Here is a 19664-nt window from a genome sequence, read left to right as displayed (position 1 = left end):
CTGGAATAGTTCCTAATATCTTCCCACAATAACAGAACATGGCTCCTCTGTCGTCGACCCCCAATTCGAGATCGCTCGTGACTGTTCGCCGAATCCTTCCACTTCTCGTTTGCCTGGCTTGGGGGCTGTTCCTCTTGGTGCCCTCGGTCCAAGCTGCCGACGGAGACCAACCGGCGACCGACGCTGCCGCCCCGACGACACCACCGACTGCGGCCGAAATTCAGGCTTGGATCGACCAGCTCGACAGCGACAAGTTCCTGCTTCGCGAAAACGCCACTCAGAAGCTCATCGAAGCGAAAGATACCGCCATCGAGCCGCTGACCGATGCGGTCCGAACGGGCAGTCTCGAGAAAGCCTTTCGTTGTATCCATGTCTTGCGGGCCTTCGCCATCGGCGACGATATCGCGACCGAACGAGCCGCGACCGCCAAGCTGGCGTTGATCGCGGCCACACAGCACGACCGTGTTTCGGCCTATGCTACCGATGTGTTGAAGAAGATTCAGCCGGTTCAGCGAGAACGTGCCATCCGAATCTTAAGCGGGCTGGGCGTGAAGTTCTCGACTTATAGCCAGCCGCAAGGCTTCCAGGCCAGCCTGCAAGAGCCAGGGATTGTGATCGACGACAGTTACCAGGGAACGGTTGACGATCTTTATTACCTGCAGCATCTCAACTTCATCGGCGACGTGCAGATTTCCAACGACAAAGTCACGGCCGATTGGTTTGCTCACATTGCCAAAATGCCTAACGTCCGGCTGATGACCATCAAAGATGGCCCGGTCGATTTGGAAATGCTGCGCGAGCTCGATCCACTGCTGCCACGCATGATCGGCTTCCGGCTGTATTACTTGGACATCAAGGGTTCGCTGGCTCCGTTGTTCTCGAAGATGATCAACCTGCAGCGAGCTGAACTGTTCGGGATGGTGGTCGATGGGAAAGAACTCTTCCTGAACGAAGCCGAGCAGGAACGGATCATGCGAGTCGTGCCTGACATCACGCGTCAGGTCGACAATTTCAAAATCCGCAGCGGTGGTTTTCTCGGTGTGCATGGTTCAAGTTCCGGGGGCAATGGTCCCTGCGTGATCCAGAACGTCAACCAAGATAGCGGTGCTTACAAAGCCGGTCTTCGGGGTGGTGACACGATGGTGGAAGTCGACGGCGAAAAGGTCGACAGCTTCACGCACCTGATTCAATTGCTCAAGGATAAGAAGGTCGGCGACCGAGTTGAAATGATAGCCGTCCGCGGTTCGGAAACGAAAAAGCTGGACGTTACGCTTGGTAAATGGCCACTCCGGCCCGAATATTAGCAGCTGGCATAATCTGGCGGTGGCTGGTCTTGCCCTGCGGGGGCGTTTCTTTCTACGATACGCCCCGCCTCGGTGCCACCAGAATGGCACACGACAAAAGGAGTTGTCGGCCCTATGCTATCACCTGCCCCTCGCATCCTCATCACTCGTCTCAGTGCTCTGGGAGATACCGTACTGACGTTGCCGTTGCTATGCGCGCTGCGACGTGCTTACCCTTCCGCCCAGATTGGCTGGGTCGCCGAACCGGCTGCCTCGAAGGTGCTGGCCGATCGGAACGATCTCAACTTTCTGTTCACGGTCGAAAAGGGCTGGCTCACCAAGCCAGGCGAGATTCGCCGACTGCGACGCGCTTTGTCACGGCACAAGTTCGAGATCGTTCTCGATGCGCAAGGCCTGACGAAGAGCGCCGCCGCCGGCTGGCTTTCGGGACGCAAGCATCAGATATCGTTCGCGCGGGGCGAAGCACGTGAACTGGCACCCACGTTGGCCGGGATTCATATTACCCCCAAGTCGACCTACGTCGCCCATCGCTACCTGGAACTGCTCAAGCCGCTAGGGATCGAGAATCCGCAGCTTGAATTCCAGATGCCCTACGACGCCGTCGCCCATCAGGCGATCGCTCAGCGGGTGCCGGCGATTGCCTCGGGACGGTATGCCGTGTTAAACGTAGGGGCCGGATGGTATTCCAAAACCTGGATTCCAGAACGCTTCGGCGAAGTCGCGGCCGATCTGTTCATGCGGGACGAACTGCGCAGCGTCTTGCTGTGGGGTAGCGAAACCGAGCATGACTACGCACACCAGGCCGCTCAGGCAGCGAACTCGGTGGCCCCTGGTTCGGTGTCGGTGCTTCCCAAACTGTCGATCGCCGAGATGAAAGAAACGATTCGCCACGCTCGCCTGCTGATCAGCGGCGATACGGGGCCTTTGCATTTCGGAGTGGCCCTGGATACCCCGACGATTTCCTTGTTCGGGGTGACGAAGGCGGAGTACTATAGTCCCAGCCAAGGGATTCATCGGACCGTCCAAAATGTCTACGATCCGCTCTCGTGCCGTAAACGCCGGAAGGCGGGTAACGAAGCAATGCAGGCGATTCAGACCGAAGATGTCCTGGCCCAGGTAGACATCCTGCTCAACATGCGGCATTCTAAAGCTGCATAATCTGGACTATTTTTCGTGTCTTCACCGAGCCTGACTTTGCCGTCCGACCCGCAAGAACAAACGATCCCACGCTGGAGCACCCTTCTCGCTGGCTTGATTGGCGTGATCGCGATCATCGTGATGGTCACGCTGAACTCCGGTGGCGAGCCCGCTCCACCGCCAAGCCAGCCAGGCGAGCAAGACGACCTGAGCCGCTTCCTTCCGGTCGACGGCGACAAGGCGTATCAGCATCTGAAAGAGATCTGTGCCCTCGGACCACGCATCAGCGGCAGCGAGGCGATGCAGCGTCAGCAGCAGATGATCGAAGACCACCTGACCAAGCACGGGGCAACCGTTCAGCGGCAGTCGTGGGAAGTTCGGCACCCCGAATCGGGACAGCCGGTCACGCTAACCAACCTGTTCGGCCGCTTCCATCCGGAACGCACCGAACGCATCTTGCTGTGTTGCCATTACGATACTCGGCCTTACGCCGACGAAGACCCGGTCAACCCGAAGGCTCCCTTCGTCGGAGCGAACGACGGGGCGAGTGGTGCGGCGCTGTTGATGGAGCTGGGCCGGCATATCAGCGAGATCGATACGAAGTATGGGGTCGACCTGGTGTTTCTCGATGCGGAAGAGTTCATCTTCGATCGCGAACGAGATCCGTTCTTCCTGGGCTCGACCTATCTGGCCAACAAGTACAAAAGTGCCGACATCAACTTCCAGTACAAGTGGGGAATTCTGCTCGACATGGTTGGTGATAAAGAACTGCAGATCTACCAGGAGCGCAACAGCGTGGGCTGGAAGGATACCCGGCCGCTGGTCATGGATGTCTGGCGTGTGGCGAACAAGTTGAACATCCCTGAGTTCGTCCGCCGACCTCGCCATACCGTGAACGACGACCATGTTCCCCTGCACGATATTGGCGGGATTCCGATCATCGATATCATCGATTTCGACTATCCAAATCCGGGATATGGGCCAAAATATTGGCATACGCAACAAGATGTCCCTGAGAACTGCTCGGCCGATTCGTTGGCCAAGGTGGGGAAAGTCGTTCTGACCTGGTTGCAGGAAGTCGAATAATCACGCTACGTCCTGAAAGGGACGCTTCACGTCCATGCTTTTCGCTACCTCGCTACTCGCATTCGTTTTGACCCTCGTCTCGTGGATGATGCACACGCATCACCAGCAGACGGTGAAGGTGGTGGAACGGCATCCCGAGTGGGATCCTCGAAAACGTGAGTATCTGCTGGCCCAGGTCCGTCGTCGTAAGAAGGTGACGTACACGCTCATGCTGATCGCCATCGCCGTGCTGATCAGCCCGGCCATTCCCCACAACGCCGCCTTCATCGCGTACTGGGCGATCGTGCTGCTGTTGGTGCTGTGGATGGTGGTGCTCGCCGGCATCGATGGCTTCGCGACGAAGTCATACATTCTTTCGCTCCGTGACGAGCGGATCGCCAGTCGTCGGGCCCTCGAAGAAGAGGTCAAACGCCTTCGCGAAGAGAACCGTTCGGCCAGTTCGTCGGTCGAAGAGTAGCCCTGCGGCTTGATCGGCTCTCCGTAGCCGCGCCAGGGAAAAAGCGTGACAACGCATGGCGGTTTTGGGAAGATAGGCTCGCTTGCTCGATCCTCATCGATTCCCCCGCTCGAAAGTCTCTGCCATGCGTCGTGTCTCGCTTGCCACGTGGATGCTGTACTCCCCTGCCCTGTTGTTGGCAACCGTTGCCAGTCCAGGCCAAGCAGAAGACCTGACGAAGCCAGCCTTCGAGAAGGTCCGTTTGACCGAAGAGTATTTCGCCGAGGGCGCCTCGGTCGGCGACTTCAATCGCGACGGCAAACCAGACATTGTCTGCGGACCGAACTGGTTTGAAGGGCCGGAGTTCACCGAGCGGCACGCGATCTACGACGGTAAATCGTTCCCGAACGATCGTGGTTATTCGGATAACTTCTTCTCCTACGTCGACGACTTCAATGGCGACGGTTTAGATGATGTGCTGGTCGTTAGCTTACCCGGCACGCCAGCGCATTGGTACGAGAATAGCGGCTCGGATCAACTGTGGAAAAAGCACTTCGCCTTCCCTGCCGTCGATAACGAAGCCCCCGGTTTTCTCGATATCACCGGCGATGGCACGCCGGAGTTGGTTTGCCACTTCGAAGGCCAGCTTGGCTATGCCCAGCCAAGCGAGAAAGATCCGACTCAACGTTGGAAATGGACGCCGATTTCTGAGAAGCAAGGCTGGGGGCGGTACCAGCACGGGCTCGGTGTTGGGGATATCGATGGCGATGGCCGCGCCGATTTCCTGATGCCGGAAGGGTGGTGGCAACAGCCACAAAACTGGGACGGAACGACTCCCTGGAAAAAGCACGCGTACCGCTTCGCCCCTGGCGGCGCCGGCATTCATGCCTACGACCTCGATGGCGACGGCGACAACGATGTGATCACGAGCCTGCAAGGCCACGCGTATGGTCTGGTCTGGCACGAGCAATCGAAGAACGATGCCGGCGAAATCATCTTCACCCAGCACGAGATCATGGGGACGCCTGACAAGTCGGTCAGCGACTTGATTTTCAGCCAATTGCATGCGGTGGAACTAGCCGACATGAACGGCGATGGTGTGAAAGATATCGTCACCGGCAAATGTTATTGGGCCCACAATGGACATGACCCAGGTGCCAAAGATCCGGCGCTGCTGGTCGTCTTTCTTACCGATCGTTCTGGCGATCAGGTGACTTTCCAGCCGGTAGTCGTCGACAGCGACAGTGGTACCGGGCGGCAGATCACGTTGGCCGATGTCAATCAAGATGGAGCGACCGATATCGTCGCCGGCAACAAAAAAGGCACGTTCGTCTTCTTGGCGAAGTAGCTCGATCAGTTCACGCTTGAGCTTGTATAGCGGGTGGATAGCGTATGGCCATCGCGGGGGCACATTCCCCTTAAATCACATTTGGTTGATGTTAAGGGGTAATTGCCAGTCTTTATGTATAATTGACAGGTAAAGCAGTTGGTCGTATAATCAGCCGTTAAGGCGGCGATTGCGTTGAGTTATTATCCGCAATGGCGTGGGTGTTCGCTTTTGCAGGAAATTATCTTTCAATTATTCAGCCCCTAGGAGTGTTATGAGTCAGTCCCAGCGACGGGGTTTTACCCTTGTCGAACTTCTTGTCGTGATTGCCATCATTGGCATCTTGATCGCTCTGTTGCTCCCGGCCGTGCAGATGGCGCGTGAAGCGGCTCGACGCATGAGCTGTTCGAATCAGCTTCGTCAGCTTGGCCTCGCCTTCCACAACTATCACGACACCCACAATGCCTTCCCAGCGTCCAATTACACCTCTGGTGAAAACACTACTTACCCTTACTACGGGTACGGGGCGTTCGTGCAGATTCTGCCTTACATTGAACAAGCCGCTGTTTACGATCTGGTGCAAAGCAGCTCGAACAACTTCACCAATCGTTGCTGGAACAACAGCCAGCGGAATGTGAAGCTGAGTGCGTTCCTCTGTCCTTCTGACCAGGAATATCCGGGTGCGGGTCCAGGCTGCAACTACGGCGTTAGCGTTGGCTGCACGAAGAGCTACGCAAATCCAACTCAGCAGAACGGTATGTTCCGCGGACCGCAGACCGACCATACCAAGGCTGGTGTCGAAACCCGGATGCGAGACATTACCGACGGTACGACCAACACCTTGATGCTGTCGGAACATCTGACTGGCGATGACAACGATACGGGCCTGATGAACGGGAACTCGTCCGAAGCCCGCGAAGGTTCGACTGTTACTTGGAATCAATATCCGAGCCAGACGGAAATTGATACGTTCGGCTCGGCCTGCGCTGGGGTTACGGCCCACAATGGCAACAATGGTCAGCACTGGATTGTCGGCTTGCCATCGCAAACGATCGTCAACACGATCGCCCCGCCCAACTGGAAGTATCCGAACTGCCAGAACAGCAGCAGTGGCTACGCTTCGGACCGCGACGGTGTGTATGCCCCACGTAGCCGTCACCCTGGCGGTGTTCTGGTGACCGCCGGCGACGCCTCGAATCGGTTCATTGCCGAAACAATCGATCTCGCGACCTGGCAGAACTTCGGTGGTCGTAACGACGGCAAGGTGATCAACCTGCCTTAGGCCGCCTGCTTCTATCCTTTCTCGCCTCCGATGGCCAGCACGCTGGTTGGCCATCGGATTCTTGAGACCGCTCTGCCTTCCTGCCCCCATTCATGCCAAGCTTATTGGATCCTCACGATGTCGATTGTCACTCGTTCGCTGATTCTGGTTGCCTTGTTGTTCGCGGTTGTTGGCTGTGGTCCTGGCAGCACGCCGGTCCCTGTTGAAACGACACCCCCTTCCGAAATGATCAAGAAGGATCTGCAGTACATCATCGAAACTGGCATGGTTGGTAGCGAAATGATGTCGATTCAAAAGAACATCGATCTGATCAAAGAATCGGACCCGGAAAAGGGTGCCAAGCTGCAAGAGGACTACGACAAGCTCGACAAAGCCTCAGGCGGTCAAGCCCGCGGCATTGCCAAGAAGATGGCCGAGAAGCTCTAATCGGCCCGGCTTATCTCATGTTGATGTGCTGAGATAAAAACACTCAATTTAAATAATAATTCTTGCATCTTGTTCTTTTGAGGGTAGCCACGATACTTGCATTGGTTACCTGCATAATGCACGAAGAGAGTCGTCTACGCGCGGTTACGCGACGCGATCTCTCGCATTACGCGAACGGTCTCCTCTTCTTCCCAACCCCTTATTTTCCCTCCTAAACCCTGCTCCTATTATCGATTCTCGAGGATTAAATCCGTGACGTCCCCATCTTTGCAGCGGCGTGGTTTCACGCTCGTCGAGCTTCTCGTCGTCATCGCCATCATTGGTGTGTTGATTGCTTTATTGCTTCCAGCCGTTCAGCAGGCCCGCGAAGCCGCTCGGCGGATGGAATGCCAGAACAAGCTCAAGCAATTGGGTTTGGCGCTTCACAACCATCACGACACCTTCGGCCACTTCCCGAAGAAAGGTCGCCTGCCTGGTCCTTACTACGAACGTGTCGGCGGGATGGTGGTGCTGCTGCCTTACCTCGAACAAAATGCCTTGGCCGAGCAGATCAAGAATCATGGTCTCGCTACGCCACCAACCCCGTGGGACAACTTCGCTCCGTTCAAAGTTCGACTGGAAGCGTTCATCTGTCCTTCGGACGCCGGTAGCTCGGACGCGATCATCAGCAACGGCAACGCGCCAAACAACTATCGTTTCTCGATCGGCGACTCGTACCGCGATGTCTACACGCCAGACAATCCGCATCGTGGTTTGTTCGACGATCGCGTCGAGAAAGACTTCAGCAGCATCACCGACGGAACGAGCAACACGTTGATGATGGCTGAGCGTTCGACCGGTACGACCGCCAAGCTCGTGATGCAGGGGCAAGCCACGAGCATTGCCTTCTTGACCGATCCGACCGTTTGTCGCGATTCGGTTTCGACCACCAACCGCAACGAATACGCCGGTGGCGCGAGCAATCGAGCGGCCCAGCGTTGGAACGATCGCTTGCCGGCGTTCTCGGCAATCTCGACCGTGCTTCCGCCGAACAGCCCTTCCTGCTGGACCGGAACCAACGAGAACACCGACGATTCGATTATCTCGCCTACCAGTTATCATCCTGGCGGTGTGAATGGTTTGCTGTGCGATGCGTCGGTTCGCTTCCTGCCAGAAACGATCGACACCGGCGACCTGACTCAACCTGAAGTCGCCTCCGGAGCCAGCCCTTATGGAATTTGGGGAGCGTTGGGCAGCATCAACGGTGGCGAGTCGCGTCCGCTCGAATAAATCGACGGCGTGACTTGTTCCTGTTTCCCATCTGCATCCGCCTTGGCAGAGTTTCTGCGTCTGCCAAGCGAATCCCTATTCCGCGAGAGTTGAAAATGCGTAGCGTATTGATCTTAGGCGGCATGCTGTTGATGGCATGCAGCGGCTGCGGCGCAAAGCCGGTCAGCCACAATCCTGGCGTCGAAGTGTTCGCCACCCAGGTAACCGTGACTCACAAAGGCAAGCCAGTCGAAGGGGCTCGGGTTTCGTTCAGTTCGGTCGATCAGCAGCGAAGTGCCACCGGCACGACCGACGCTGCAGGTCTCGCGAAGCTCACCACGTTCGATCTGCACGACGGCGCCGTCCTCGGCAAACATCGCGTGAAGATCGCCAAGGATGAAATCGAAGTGATCAAAGAGGCCGACCTCGACGATCCGACCTCTCAAGCCGAAATCAAAACGGTGCACCACCTGCCCGAGAAGTTTGGTAACTACAAATCGTCCGGTTTGAATGCGGACGTCAAGAATGACCCGGCCGGAAATAGCTTCGCGTTCGACTTGAAGTAAGCCTGCCTTCTATTCATAGAACCACGAGACGGGCAATCGCTGCGTGTTGGTGATTGCCAGTCCGTTCGTTTCGCGACGATCTCCGGCGCAGTATGCCATAACGACCTGGTCGTCGACAAAGTCGACTGCGATGTAGCAGAACCAGCCGGTCGGACTATCTTCCAGCGTCTTCACGTGCGTCCAGGTTTTGCCTTCGTCTTTTGAGATCGCAGAACGGAGCGGCGTTCGCTTTCCTCTCAGTTCCGGCGCGATGTCGGAGTGATCGTTCCAGAGAAGCAGCAGGTCGCCTGTCGAAGGAATTCGTTCGATCGTGGCAGGCGAAAGGGGCGAGATCATCTTCGAAGGTTGAAGCTGCGACCAGGTCGCGCCTTGGTCTTCGCTGAACGTCACAAATTGGCTGCCGGCATCGGTACGGCACCACATCATCAGTCGGCCATCTTTCAGTTCGACGACACCAGGTTCCTGGACCAAGACGTCGCGGTTGTTGCGTTTCGGTGGCCGTGCGGCAGCGGTGCTTCGTGTCCAGGTTTGACCGGCATCGTCGGAGTAGTAAACCAGCGTTGCTGCTGAGTTATTGCGCTTCGGCATGCCAGGGCCGACATGCTGAGCAACCGGAGCGATCAGGCGACCACTGGTTAGTTGAACTACGCGATCGTTATTCAAAATGTAGTAGCCGATTTCGCGATCTGGAATGACTTGGGTTGGTTCGCCCCACGTGTGGCCTTCGTCGGTGCTGATTCTCATCTGCGGACGGCAATCGTCCTGGGCGTTCTTTCGCAAATAGAAGAGGGCCAATCGTCCGTCGGCGAGTCGTAGAAGCGAAACCGACATCACGTTCAGTCCCCCTTCATTCGGAACGACGAGCTTGTCTTCCGTCGACCAGGTGGCCCCTCCGTCGTGCGAAATGCGGCTGGCAAGGTGGGCCTGGGCATGGTCGCCAGAGCCGCCGAAGAAATGGGTATAGATCAACAGCAGATCGCCGTTCTTCAGGCGGACCATATCCCCTTCGCTGTTCCGTGGGTTGCCTGGGCCCGTCGGCAGCGTGACCTGCGACTTGGGAGGTTCTGCGATCAAGGCCGAGACGGCAAAAAGCAATAAAGGCAGTACGAGCCAGCCAGTGCGAGAGATGTTCATAAGTGGGCTTTGACAAAGGGGTTGGCAGGGGGAGCGGGAAGTTCTTGCGGGAGGGGTGTCACATTTCGTGGAGGTGAATCGTCTGGTCAGTAGAGAGTGGCTTATGGTGCCGAACGACTCAATCCGAATTCCAAAGTAAGGAGTTTCAAATGGACCTGCAACAAGCGGAAGCGAATCTGAAGCAATTCAGCGCCCACTACGACTACGACACCGGGTACATTATTCAGTTGATGCACGATTCGCCGGGCGCTTACGAAACCTTCGCCGCCGCCCAGGCGATGCCGAACTATTCGCAGGCATTGCCGCTGGATGCGTTCTTTGTGGCGAAGATCACCGTGATGAAGACCGAGGATTGTGGCCCTTGTGCCAACCTCAGTCTGAAGATGGGTGTCGAGAAAGGTCTCGATCGTCAGTTCCTAAAAGATATCGTGCAGAACCCGGCTGCCCTGCCCCAGCCGCTGAAAGATGTCCACGATCACGTGGTCGCCGTAATTCGTAACGACGATCAAGATGCCGATCGAATGGAACGTATTCGGCAGCACTATGGCGTTGAAGCATTCGCGGAACTAGCCGTGGTGATCGTGGGAAGTCGCATTTATCCGACTCTCAAGCGAGCGATGGGGATGGATGCGTATTGCGAAGTGTTGAATCTGGATTTCTAAAATGGTCGCAGCCAACGAATTTGAATCGCTTCGTCAGCAACTGATCGGGTTTTCGTATCGCATGTTGGGAAGCGTTTCGGACGCTGAAGACATCGTGCAAGAGGCTTACCTGAACTGGGAGCAAGCCGGTCGGCCGAAGCTGGATTCGCCCCGCAGTTGGTTCTTCCGGGTCTGCTCTCGGTTGTGTCTCGATCGAATCAAGTCGGCCCAGTACCAGCGCGAGAACTACGTTGGCCCTTGGCTGCCAGAGCCGCTGTTAGAAGACCATGCCGATCGGGCCGAACTGGACGAATCGATTTCCATGGCGTTGATGCTGACGATCGAACGCTTGAAGCCGGCCGAACGCGCCGCGTTTATCCTGCACGACTTGTTCGGCTACGAGTTCAACGAAGTCGCATCGATCTTGGGACTCGAACCGGCCAATTGCCGTCAGTTGGCCAAGCGTGCACGGACGCATTTAAAGGGGGACAAACCGCGTGCCCCTGCCGATGCCAAAGTGGTGAAGCGAATTTCGGATGCGTTCTTCGAAGCGGTTAACGAAGGCGATCTCGATAACCTACGTTCGATCTTGTCGGAGGACGTCGTGCTGACCTCCGATGGCGGTGGCAAAGTCAGTGCGGCTCGGCGGCCGATGATAGGCTTTGACGAGGTGACGACCTTCATGATTCGCGTCATTCGCAACGCGCGGCGAAACCACGCTGTCGAATTCCGCGCGGTCCGTTTCAACGGTGCCCCCGGCATCCTCGGCTACATGGATGGCGAACTGTTTGCCGCCTACCAGGTAGAAGTGGTGGATGGCAAGGTGCAGTCGTTGTACGTCGTTCGGAACCCTGACAAGCTGGCGATCTTCTCGCGGCTGGCGACATCCTAGGTCGAAGTTACCTCGAACTGGAAGTCGTTCTTGTCGGACTCTTCGACCGTCGCGGTGAGGGTGGTTTCTTCGTTGAACTTCTTTGGGATGATGTTCTTCATCGACTGTTCTTCGTTGGGGCCATACATGTTGGTGTTGGCCGCGACTGGCACGTACGATCGCACTTCTACCTTCCGATCGCCAGCGAGGACTTCTCCGGAGAACTTTCCGTCGGTGACCTTCACCGTGTCTCGGATCCCATCTTTCACCGAAACAAAGACGACCTCACCGGTGGCCATCGGTTTGCCGTCGAGGGTAACCTCGCCTTGGACCGGATACGACTTGGGAATCGGCGGTTTGGAATTGCAGCCGATCAATAGAAGAGAAAGCAACGACAAGCAAATGGCGTTCGCCGCCATCTTCGTAGGGGCGTTCATAAAAGGTTCCGTGGCGATAAGAGCGATAGAAGAAAGAAGCGTCGCGGACAGCGGTCCGTGCTTGCGTGCCCGCGAGGAATGTTCGAGGTGCTTACGGAAGCTCAAGCACCTGACCGTCGTCGCGGGTCACCATTCGAGCGACCAAGTCGAGCGGAACGGTCTCGGCGAGGAAGCGAACCGAGCCATCCCCCATCAACACCATCGCTCCGCCAGGATGGGCAGAAATCAACGGCATGTTGGTGCTCGCGTTGTCGCAGATGCCATCCGATCCGCAGTTGCCTGGGGCATCGGGCCAGCCAGTGCCGGGACGTCGCTGCTGATTCACCGGATAGCGGATGGTGACCATGTTGAAGGTACGGAGGTCACCACCATTACCCGCGTTCGGAGGTGTCGAACTGTTACGCCAGCCGATAATGAAGCCGTGACGTACGCCATTGCGATAGTCATGCTTGGAGCCGTTGGCGGTGATCAACGCATCGCTAATTTCGCCTACGAGTGCCGTGTTGGACGTTCCGTCGGTGAGCGAGGCCAGGCCAATCTGACCGCCGGGGATGATGGCACCACCGCCACCAGCAATGCCCCCAGAGCAGCAGCCGGTGATCGAAGCAGGCGTGTTATAGCGTGATTCGGTGTACCCCGTGATCAAGCCATTAACCGCACCGGAGATCCCGGCGTAGCTCGGGGCCATGATCGGTCCGTTGGAGTGAGGGTTCTGGGCCCACTTTTCCAGCGGCGAGGATGGGCAAAGATAGCCACTAATCAAGACGTTCTTGGCGGCATTGGTGTTAGTCGCAGCGTTCGTTCCCCAACCCGAACCACCACCGAGATTGAACTGATCGTACATAACGTTCTGTTCAATGTACGGCAGCAAATAAACCATCCACGAACTTCCCCAGGCGGCCTCGGTCGCACTGGTCCCAAACGGAATTTTGTCGGCCGCGCCACCAGGGGGCAGACGAAGATAGGTGTCGTGGAAGTTGTGAACAGCAATGCCCATCTGCTTCATGTTGTTACTGCACTGCATACGGCGAGCAGCCTCGCGTGCTTGCTGAACAGCTGGCAGAAGCAGCGCAATTAATACTCCGATAATTGCAATTACAACCAGTAGTTCTACTAACGTGAAACCGCGAAGAATACCCAAATTGCGATAGCGCGTGCCCATTGCCAGACTCCAATGAGAGATAAGATGAAAAGTGGAAAAGTCGGCTCTTAAATGGTTTTATCGGCTTATTTTTAGCTAGTCAACGTTTATTTCTAAAACAGATGACTTTTTATGATATCGGGATGGGTGGCATTTAAGAGATTGATAGCCCAATATGCAATCCGTTTAATTTGCCAGAATTACCCGATTTGCATTTCGATTGATAGACATGTATTTCACTACGTGGGGTAAAGGAGATACCCCAGCGAGCCCGGCACCTGGATGCCGGGCTTGGGTTTGGTTCTGCAGGATGGTGAGAGATCCGATGTTTTAGAGATCAAACTTGAAATCGTTCGTTTCGTTGGACTTTACTTCGGCCGTCAGTTTCGATGAGCCAGGGACCGAGACGTCTCGAGGCAGCAGCTCGACCAGCGGCGGCGGTTCTTTGCCGGGTGCGACGGACGAACCCTCTTCCGAGGCTTTGTTCACCGCATCGACGCGTGCCTGATAGTCGGCTTCGGAGATTCCTTTGGGTGGCACCTTCTTCGAGATACTCACTTCATAGTTCGATGGCACCGCGCCTTTGACATCGGCCTGACCACTGACGTGCGTGGTCAGTTCAAAGTTGCCATCGGCATCGGTTCGTCCCAAAGCAATCTCGCCTTCGGCCATCCGGCGCGAGCCACGGCTGAAGATGACCATCGCATCGGCCAGCGGTTTTCCTTCGTAGGTGACGTGCCCCTTTACCGAACTGGTGCTCGGTAAATCGGAGTTGCCACACCCGCTTAATAACGCCACGACCAATGCCGTGGCGAAGAAGCTAAGACAGCTTCGACTAGTTTTCATGACGATGTCTCTTGTGGGGAAACGAGAGATTGGAATGAAAGAGAGGGAATCGATCATTAACGAACCTTATGGCAGGGAGGTCGTTTCACCGCCCGACTTACTGCCGAGGGCACCCCACACGCCGTAGCGCGAAGGCCCGCTGGTAACTTCGGCTTGAGTCAGGTCGCCGGTGTCGATGGTTTCGGGAATGAAATGCACCGAAGCATCGATCATCAGCACCATCGCGCCGCCGGGATGGAAACTGCTGGCGCTGAACAAACCCCATTGGTCTCCCCAGTTATCGTTGGCACATGAAGGGCTGTTCGGAGGCAATACGGTCGTCACGCCGGTAAACGCAGGGAAGCCATCGAACCACTGCACGCCAACCGCCCGCGTCTCTTGCACCGACTGCGACGTGTTGTACTTGCCCTGGCTGGCGGTCGTCAGGCAAGAGATCGGCGAGGTGTTCAAACCGCTGACGTTATTCGCAAAGAAGCCGCGGATGTCGCGGGTGTTGCCGGAGGTGCCGAACGCTCGCTCCGCCATCATGATCGTGTTGCTCGTTCCGTCGGTGACCGAGGCCATTGTCAGCTGGTGCTGCTTGCCGTAATCGACACGCCCGAACGGTCCGCGAGGGTTCTCGAGATTGTGGCTGGCGTTGATCGAGTCGCCGACGCTCACCGCATAGCTGCGAGGTCCCCAACTGCGGCTCCAGATCTGAGCGGCTGGCGAAGGATTCGAGGGGCAGACGAACGCAGGAATGGTTGCTTGATACGGCGGATAGACACGTTCGCGAATCGGGCCGAATTCCAGCACATTGACGCCGCCGTAGTTACCAGGAGCGGAAAGGATGTCGTAGATCGCCGACTGCTCGAGGTACGGCAGAATATGCATCATGCCACTGTTACGCCCTTCGTTCCCTTGTGGATCGGTCGATCGCGTGCCGCCATTGTTGACTCGCAGGCCTGGAAAACGAAGATAGGTATCGTGGTGGTTGTGAATCGCCAGTCCCAGCTGTTTCAGGTTGTTCGAGCAATGCATCCGCCGGGCAGCTTCGCGTGCTTGCTGAACGGCCGGCAGCAGTAAGGCGATCAAAACCCCAATAATGGCGATGACCACCAGAAGTTCGACCAGCGTGAAACCGGCCCGAATGGATACATTTCGCGTGGCTTTCATAGACTCGAGCTCCGATGAACGCACGATGCCGCAAGGAATTACCCGCGACATCATGCAAGTAAAAATAAATGCGATTTGATGAATATCGCTCGCGATCTAGTTTAGGCGTGTCCCACGATTGGCTGCAAGCAGAATTCCAGATATGGGGTATCGGTTTAAGAAGTTAGCGCACGAAAAAAGGCCACCGGATGGTGACCTTTTTGGCTTAACTTGGTATTGGCGAACCGGGCGTGACTAGTCGTTCACGTAGGTTTCCAGGAAGCGAGCGAGCTTCTGGAAGTCGCAGCCCTGCGGGATGTGACGGACGACCGTGACCAGGTTTTCCTGGTTGACCAGATCCTCGAAGTTCACGTAGTGCAGCTCGAACTGACCGCTGGCCGAAACCATCACGCCGTTCAGCTTCTTTTCGACCAGGGCACGATAAGCACCGACGCCCAACTGGCTGCCCAGGATCACGTCGTAGGCCAGCGGCTTGGTGCAGCGGGCTTCGTAACCGAGCTGGATGCCGGTCACCTTGCGGCTGCGGCCGGTCTTTTCTTCGTAAGCCTTGGCAACCCACTTGCTGAACGTGCGACCGAGCTGAATGTCGGTGATCGCGATGTGGCCGTGGTCGTCACGGGCAACGCCTTCCAGGTACGAAGTCGGCAGCATTTCGGCTAGGCCTTCCGCCAGGACGATCACGCCGAATTCCTTGCCTTCAGCTTCGCGAGCAAGCATCGTCTTGACGATCCGATCGACCACCTTCGGGACGTTCATCGTCTTCAGCGTCTTGCCGTTTTCTTCCCATTCTTTCTCGACGTAATCGCCGGTGATGTCTTCGACGCTGATCACCAGCGAAGCTTCGCCTGCGATCGCCGCACCGTAAGCCAACCAGCCAGCGCTACGCCCCATCGCTTCGCACAGGAAGTAAGCCTTCGAGGCTTCGCCGTCGTACAGCAGCGTGCGGATTTCGGTCGACAGGAAATCGACGGCGGTGAAGAAGCCGAACGTGAAGTCGATGCCGTTGTAATCGTTGTCGATCGTCTTTGGCAGGTGGACGACCGGCATCTTCTTGCTACCTTCGGGCAGCGTGTCTTGGAACATCTTGAACTTGTTGGCGGTCTTCAGCGTGTCGTCGCCACCAATCGAGATCAACGCGTCAACGCCCATCGAGTTCAAGGCATCGTAGGTGGTCTGGAAAGCCTTGCAGCGTTCCTTGTCCTTCAGGTGATCGGGGTGCGAGATCGCCTTGCCAGGGTTGGCACGGGCCGTACCGATCATGATTCCCTGCTTGGCACGGCTACGGCTGAGAGCCTTGTGGTCCAGAACGATGTAGTCGCGATCTTCTTCCATCGGACGATCGGAACCGAACTGCATCAGGTTCGAATAGCCATTCATGATCCCCAGCACTTCAATGCCGGCACGCAAAAACGAAACGGCTGCAGTCGAGATCACCGCGTTCGCGGCCGGGGCGGGACCACCGGAAAACAGGATGGCAACACGCTTGAAATTGTGTTCAGGCTGTTCAGGACGGGAGAGGCTGTTGGCCATGTTCAAAATCCAAAGGGGAAGCAAAAAGCAGTAAGTTATCGAGAACCGATGATTTTATGCGTTATGGGGTGGTTTTCAACCTACGGCAACAATCGTACACCACCTGGAAAATATTGCGGAAAGATCCTGGGCGATACTTCGCTGCTAATGGAGTGCAGGATTGCTTAGCTCATTCCGAACAAATGCCGGAATGGCTTGCCTGGGAAAACTAGCCGAAAGCGTGTCGCTGCCTGGGGGCTTAAGGCCATCGCCGATCTGGATGCGGAGAGATCGGCGATGGAGAAAGACGCCCATTTAGGTCGGGACGGTCGACCGCTGCAGAATGTCCTCCAACTCCAATTCGTCGGGGACCGGAAACTCGAACACTTCGCACAAATGGCGTGCCCGTTGTAGCGCTTCACCGCAGATTGCCATCCGTTCATCGTGACTGAAGTCGGTATAGCGGCTCAGGAACTGCGATAACTGGAAGTTGCGGTAAGGATGCGGCATTTCCATCGAGTTGGCGAACGCTTCGGCCATGCGTATCACCCTTAAGTAGCTGGCATCCGACTTGGGTAGATGGTCTTCGCCGTCGACATCGTGATGGGCGACCACGGTTCGCACGAGTGACTGAGGAAGGTTCCATTTTTGCAGTAGTGCCGCGGAAACATGCGCGTGATGGATCGAGAAGCTTTCCAATTCCAATTGATGCAATTGGCATCGGCCCACCTCTTGAACGCGTTTAACAATCCTGTCGTACCGGCTACCGAACTTGTTCGCCATGACCAGGCACCCCACGTCCTGGACAAGCCCCAGGATGTAGGCCGTGTCAGGGGAACAGTGCTCGAACTTATCGGCAAATACCGACCCTGCGGCCGCCACGATCACACTTCGCTTCTGATACCACTGCCGATGCGCTTCGTTCCATTGATTCAGAACCTTCGATTGAGCACGCATCGTGGCCATCGACATCACTTGCGATATCGTATTTTGGGCCCCTTGCAAATTGACTGCTTGCAGGATGCTGGTGGTTTGCTCGAACATGGATCGGCCACAATTGGTTATATGCAGCAAATCAGTCGTGGCCTGCGAATCGGTTGAAATGTCGTCTGCCAACTCGTTGAGTGGGATTTCGTTGATCGGCATTGCGAGGTAACCGGCCAACTTGACTACCAGTTGGGGCAATGGTGGAATTGCCCCGAAGTCTTTCACCAGATGTCGCGCCAAGGGAGGAATGAAAGCGTCTTGCTCCGTGGTATCCCGAAGGATGCGGCGAACTTCAGCGATCAACTCTGTTCGATCGGTGTTTACCGGGGCAACAATCTCCACCCCGATTTCATCCGCTTGCTGGACGGTTTTGTCGTCCAGGTCGCTTAATAAAACTACCTTTGGCCGAATCAACTGTTGATTCAATCGTTCGACAATCTCGAGTCCGGTCATGAAGCCGCCTAGGTTGTTTTCGATCAGTAGCAGATCGATCCGTTGGCGATCGAGAACGTGGCAGAGTTGTTCCGAGCTGGAAGTGGCGAAACAAGCGGTCGATTCGTCGCTGATATCAGCGGCCAGTTCTTCGGCCATTTGCGTCTGGTGTAGAAGCAGCCCGACATTATGTTTGGCCTGTCGAGGTTTTGACGCAGAAGAGCGAGGCTTGCCGCTGGAATCGCCGGAGTCCGCGTCCGGCAACGAGGTGCGGCGGGACGATTGCTCGTCGACCAAACCGCGAAGCTCACGGGCCAAAGTCCGGAAATTGATTGGTTTATGGCGGATCAGATCGACGCCGCGTTGCTGAAGATCTTGATTCAATCGTTCGTGACGGACGGCTGTCAGCACAGTAACTATTGGACGCGTGCTTGCTCCAAGCAGTTCGACACACAATTTATGCCCATTCATCTTGGGCATCTTCAGGTCGGTTACGACCACATCAAATGGAGCTCGCTGGTGTTGCTCCCAAGCGTCTTCTCCATCGGCTGATTCGATGCATTGAAATCCGACGTCAGTCAGCGCACGAACGAGTAAAGCACGGACAGGTAATTCATCATCGACGACTAACGCGGTTCGTTTTTCTGTCATCATCTTCAAATCCTTCGGTTCTATGGAAGATCTTCACAGAATATTTCTTTTAAAAGAGAAGGTGCGTGAAAGGTTCACCCGCCTCTTGCCCGCGTCTTGCGGCGATAATCTCCTAAGTGGACAGTTGGTTGTGGTGTCCATTCAACTAATGAGGTGGTTCGGCGATCGTCACGGGAAGTGGCATCTCTTCGCAGTAGGTATCCATTACCGCACTTTTCGTACGACCAAGTTTGCGGAGCTGATCGGCCAGGTTTGCACCATCTCGGGCGCTATCTATGATGGCTTGAATGTCTGGTCTCAGGGGGCTGTTGGCGTCCAGCTCTTCCTGGACCATGAAGGCACTCCCAAGCGTAATCTGGAAGATATTGCTGAAGCGGTGCGCCAGTTTCCGGGCTTCACGCTCGATGGCCTGAGACCCTTGCTGTTGCCTCGGATCGGATGATCCTGGTTCCCCAGCCTCGCAAAGAACATGACTGAAGGGGACTGCCATGGCTATCCAGACCAGGCTGACGAGACGTTCCTCCCAGAATGAAAGTGCGGGATCGCTCGCGACGCCAATGGCGATCGTCGTCAGAATACTGATGGTTGTTACTGAAAGCATGCAAAGCTGCGAACGAGTTAGCCCAGCGACGAGAATCGCAAAGACATAAAAGCCTCCTAAAAAGGCATTGCCCGGTTCGATAATCTCTGCTGCGACTGTGAAAAGGATGAGAAAACCAGACGCTAATAAGGGACGCCAATGCTCATAGAAATCCATGTTTCTACTCCGAGTTTACGGCCAATCAACTCTCCAATATGGGATACGGTTTTCCACCGAAGCGGCGCAATTTGCATGAATCACGTAGCAGATTTCACAAATATCGCGGCGTGAATTGTCGGGAATTCCGGTCGAATGGGTTTTATTAACTACTACTTTTGGCGGAGACAAATATTGGTGAAGACGGGGCGTTGTGTTGGGGGGGTGGCAAAGCTTAGGCGACCGAGATCGCAGATATTCCGTGTTCAGCTCGCAGTAGAGCCTCGTTTTTTTTAACGGTCATATTAGCGA

19 protein-coding genes are annotated in these 19664 nt (G+C 56.0%); 11 read left to right on the top strand and 8 right to left on the bottom strand.

All coding sequences use genetic code 11. The annotated features are described in order from the left end of the window. The first annotated feature begins 77 nt into the window (after window positions 1-77). The 9 genes from ABD890_RS04090 to ABD890_RS04050 all read left to right on the top strand — a co-directional run bounded on the left by ABD890_RS04090 (window position 78) and on the right by ABD890_RS04050 (window position 8812). Complete coding sequence (locus ABD890_RS04090) at window positions 78-1304, top strand: PDZ domain-containing protein (protein ID WP_345086148.1); 1227 nt, start codon at window positions 78-80, stop codon at window positions 1302-1304. A gap of 114 nt (window positions 1305-1418) precedes the next feature. Continuing rightward, window positions 1419-2462, top strand: coding sequence for a glycosyltransferase family 9 protein (locus ABD890_RS04085; RefSeq protein ID WP_345086146.1), 1044 nt, complete (start codon window positions 1419-1421; stop codon window positions 2460-2462). A gap of 15 nt (window positions 2463-2477) precedes the next feature. Beyond that, entirely contained in the window at window positions 2478-3527 is a 1050-nt protein-coding gene (locus ABD890_RS04080; protein ID WP_345086144.1) for a M28 family peptidase, read from the top strand. A 34-nt stretch (window positions 3528-3561) separates the two neighbouring features. Then, window positions 3562-3984, top strand: a complete 423-nt coding sequence (locus ABD890_RS04075) for a hypothetical protein (protein ID WP_345086142.1) — start codon at window positions 3562-3564, stop codon at window positions 3982-3984. A gap of 124 nt (window positions 3985-4108) precedes the next feature. Further along, window positions 4109-5311, top strand: coding sequence for an FG-GAP repeat domain-containing protein (locus ABD890_RS04070; protein ID WP_345086140.1), 1203 nt, complete (start codon window positions 4109-4111; stop codon window positions 5309-5311). Between the two features lie 253 nt (window positions 5312-5564). Continuing rightward, the gene (locus ABD890_RS04065) at window positions 5565-6572 is read left to right on the top strand and encodes a DUF1559 domain-containing protein (RefSeq protein ID WP_345086138.1); all 1008 of its coding nucleotides are present in this window, start codon (window positions 5565-5567) and stop codon (window positions 6570-6572) included. Window positions 6573-6689: 117 nt separating this feature from the next. Next, complete coding sequence (locus ABD890_RS04060) at window positions 6690-6998, top strand: hypothetical protein (RefSeq protein WP_345086136.1); 309 nt, start codon at window positions 6690-6692, stop codon at window positions 6996-6998. Between the two features lie 252 nt (window positions 6999-7250). After that, entirely contained in the window at window positions 7251-8267 is a 1017-nt protein-coding gene (locus ABD890_RS04055) for a DUF1559 family PulG-like putative transporter (RefSeq protein WP_345086134.1), read from the top strand. A 95-nt stretch (window positions 8268-8362) separates the two neighbouring features. Beyond that, entirely contained in the window at window positions 8363-8812 is a 450-nt protein-coding gene (locus ABD890_RS04050; RefSeq protein ID WP_345086132.1) for a hypothetical protein, read from the top strand. A gap of 9 nt (window positions 8813-8821) precedes the next feature. Here the strand turns inward: ABD890_RS04050 and ABD890_RS04045 are convergent, their stop codons facing one another. Next, window positions 8822-9946, bottom strand: a complete 1125-nt coding sequence (locus tag ABD890_RS04045; RefSeq protein WP_345086130.1) for a sialidase family protein — start codon at window positions 9944-9946, stop codon at window positions 8822-8824. A 149-nt stretch (window positions 9947-10095) separates the two neighbouring features. On the opposite strand from ABD890_RS04045, the gene ABD890_RS04040 reads away from it, so the two are divergent. Together ABD890_RS04040 and sigJ are read left to right on the top strand one after the other, a co-directional pair. Then, the gene (locus ABD890_RS04040) at window positions 10096-10608 is read left to right on the top strand and encodes a hypothetical protein (protein ID WP_345086128.1); all 513 of its coding nucleotides are present in this window, start codon (window positions 10096-10098) and stop codon (window positions 10606-10608) included. A gap of 1 nt (window position 10609) precedes the next feature. After that, entirely contained in the window at window positions 10610-11479 is an 870-nt protein-coding gene (gene sigJ / locus ABD890_RS04035) for an RNA polymerase sigma factor SigJ (RefSeq protein ID WP_345086126.1), read from the top strand. Here sigJ and ABD890_RS04030 read toward each other — a convergent pair. The 7 genes from ABD890_RS04030 to ABD890_RS04000 all read right to left on the bottom strand — a co-directional run bounded on the left by ABD890_RS04030 (window position 11476) and on the right by ABD890_RS04000 (window position 19373). Then, window positions 11476-11895, bottom strand: coding sequence for a hypothetical protein (locus ABD890_RS04030; RefSeq protein ID WP_345086124.1), 420 nt, complete (start codon window positions 11893-11895; stop codon window positions 11476-11478). The genes sigJ and ABD890_RS04030 overlap by 4 nt on opposite strands. A gap of 91 nt (window positions 11896-11986) precedes the next feature. Beyond that, entirely contained in the window at window positions 11987-13057 is a 1071-nt protein-coding gene (locus ABD890_RS04025) for a DUF1559 family PulG-like putative transporter (RefSeq protein WP_345086123.1), read from the bottom strand. A gap of 309 nt (window positions 13058-13366) precedes the next feature. Then, on the bottom strand, window positions 13367-13882 hold the full coding sequence (locus ABD890_RS04020; protein WP_345086122.1) for a hypothetical protein: 516 nt from the start codon (window positions 13880-13882) through the stop codon (window positions 13367-13369). Between the two features lie 66 nt (window positions 13883-13948). Then, window positions 13949-15037, bottom strand: coding sequence for a DUF1559 domain-containing protein (locus ABD890_RS04015; protein ID WP_345086119.1), 1089 nt, complete (start codon window positions 15035-15037; stop codon window positions 13949-13951). A gap of 234 nt (window positions 15038-15271) precedes the next feature. After that, window positions 15272-16567 carry a 6-phosphofructokinase gene (locus tag ABD890_RS04010; protein ID WP_345086118.1) on the bottom strand — a complete coding sequence of 432 codons (1296 nt, stop codon included), beginning with the start codon at window positions 16565-16567 and terminating at the stop codon, window positions 15272-15274. A gap of 294 nt (window positions 16568-16861) precedes the next feature. Continuing rightward, window positions 16862-18619 carry an HDOD domain-containing protein gene (locus ABD890_RS04005; RefSeq protein ID WP_345086117.1) on the bottom strand — a complete coding sequence of 586 codons (1758 nt, stop codon included), beginning with the start codon at window positions 18617-18619 and terminating at the stop codon, window positions 16862-16864. A gap of 142 nt (window positions 18620-18761) precedes the next feature. Continuing rightward, complete coding sequence (locus ABD890_RS04000; protein WP_345086115.1) at window positions 18762-19373, bottom strand: hypothetical protein; 612 nt, start codon at window positions 19371-19373, stop codon at window positions 18762-18764. Between the last annotated feature and the right edge of the window lie 291 nt (window positions 19374-19664).

Origin of the sequence: Bremerella cremea (assembly GCF_039541315.1) — a bacterium.
GTDB lineage: Bacteria > Planctomycetota > Planctomycetia > Pirellulales > Pirellulaceae > Bremerella > Bremerella cremea.
This window is presented reverse-complemented; position numbering and strand designations above follow the sequence as displayed.

What these genes read in the sequence shown, in the direction of transcription:
- ABD890_RS04085 (WP_345086146.1), top strand. Translation starts at nt 1,419, where the DNA reads ATGCTATCACCTGCCCCTCGCATCCTCATCACTCGTCTCAGTGCTCTG.
- ABD890_RS04075 (WP_345086142.1), top strand. Translation starts at nt 3,562, where the DNA reads ATGCTTTTCGCTACCTCGCTACTCGCATTCGTTTTGACCCTCGTCTCG.
- ABD890_RS04070 (WP_345086140.1), top strand. Translation starts at nt 4,109, where the DNA reads ATGCGTCGTGTCTCGCTTGCCACGTGGATGCTGTACTCCCCTGCCCTG.
- ABD890_RS04065 (WP_345086138.1), top strand. Translation starts at nt 5,565, where the DNA reads ATGAGTCAGTCCCAGCGACGGGGTTTTACCCTTGTCGAACTTCTTGTC.
- ABD890_RS04060 (WP_345086136.1), top strand. Translation starts at nt 6,690, where the DNA reads ATGTCGATTGTCACTCGTTCGCTGATTCTGGTTGCCTTGTTGTTCGCG.
- ABD890_RS04050 (WP_345086132.1), top strand. Translation starts at nt 8,363, where the DNA reads ATGCGTAGCGTATTGATCTTAGGCGGCATGCTGTTGATGGCATGCAGC.
- ABD890_RS04045 (WP_345086130.1), bottom strand. Translation starts at nt 9,946, where the DNA reads ATGAACATCTCTCGCACTGGCTGGCTCGTACTGCCTTTATTGCTTTTT.
- ABD890_RS04040 (WP_345086128.1), top strand. Translation starts at nt 10,096, where the DNA reads ATGGACCTGCAACAAGCGGAAGCGAATCTGAAGCAATTCAGCGCCCAC.
- sigJ (WP_345086126.1), top strand. Translation starts at nt 10,610, where the DNA reads ATGGTCGCAGCCAACGAATTTGAATCGCTTCGTCAGCAACTGATCGGG.
- ABD890_RS04030 (WP_345086124.1), bottom strand. Translation starts at nt 11,895, where the DNA reads ATGAACGCCCCTACGAAGATGGCGGCGAACGCCATTTGCTTGTCGTTG.
- ABD890_RS04025 (WP_345086123.1), bottom strand. Translation starts at nt 13,057, where the DNA reads ATGGGCACGCGCTATCGCAATTTGGGTATTCTTCGCGGTTTCACGTTA.
- ABD890_RS04020 (WP_345086122.1), bottom strand. Translation starts at nt 13,882, where the DNA reads ATGAAAACTAGTCGAAGCTGTCTTAGCTTCTTCGCCACGGCATTGGTC.
- ABD890_RS04015 (WP_345086119.1), bottom strand. Translation starts at nt 15,037, where the DNA reads ATGAAAGCCACGCGAAATGTATCCATTCGGGCCGGTTTCACGCTGGTC.
- ABD890_RS04010 (WP_345086118.1), bottom strand. Translation starts at nt 16,567, where the DNA reads ATGGCCAACAGCCTCTCCCGTCCTGAACAGCCTGAACACAATTTCAAG.
- ABD890_RS04005 (WP_345086117.1), bottom strand. Translation starts at nt 18,619, where the DNA reads ATGATGACAGAAAAACGAACCGCGTTAGTCGTCGATGATGAATTACCT.
- ABD890_RS04000 (WP_345086115.1), bottom strand. Translation starts at nt 19,373, where the DNA reads ATGGATTTCTATGAGCATTGGCGTCCCTTATTAGCGTCTGGTTTTCTC.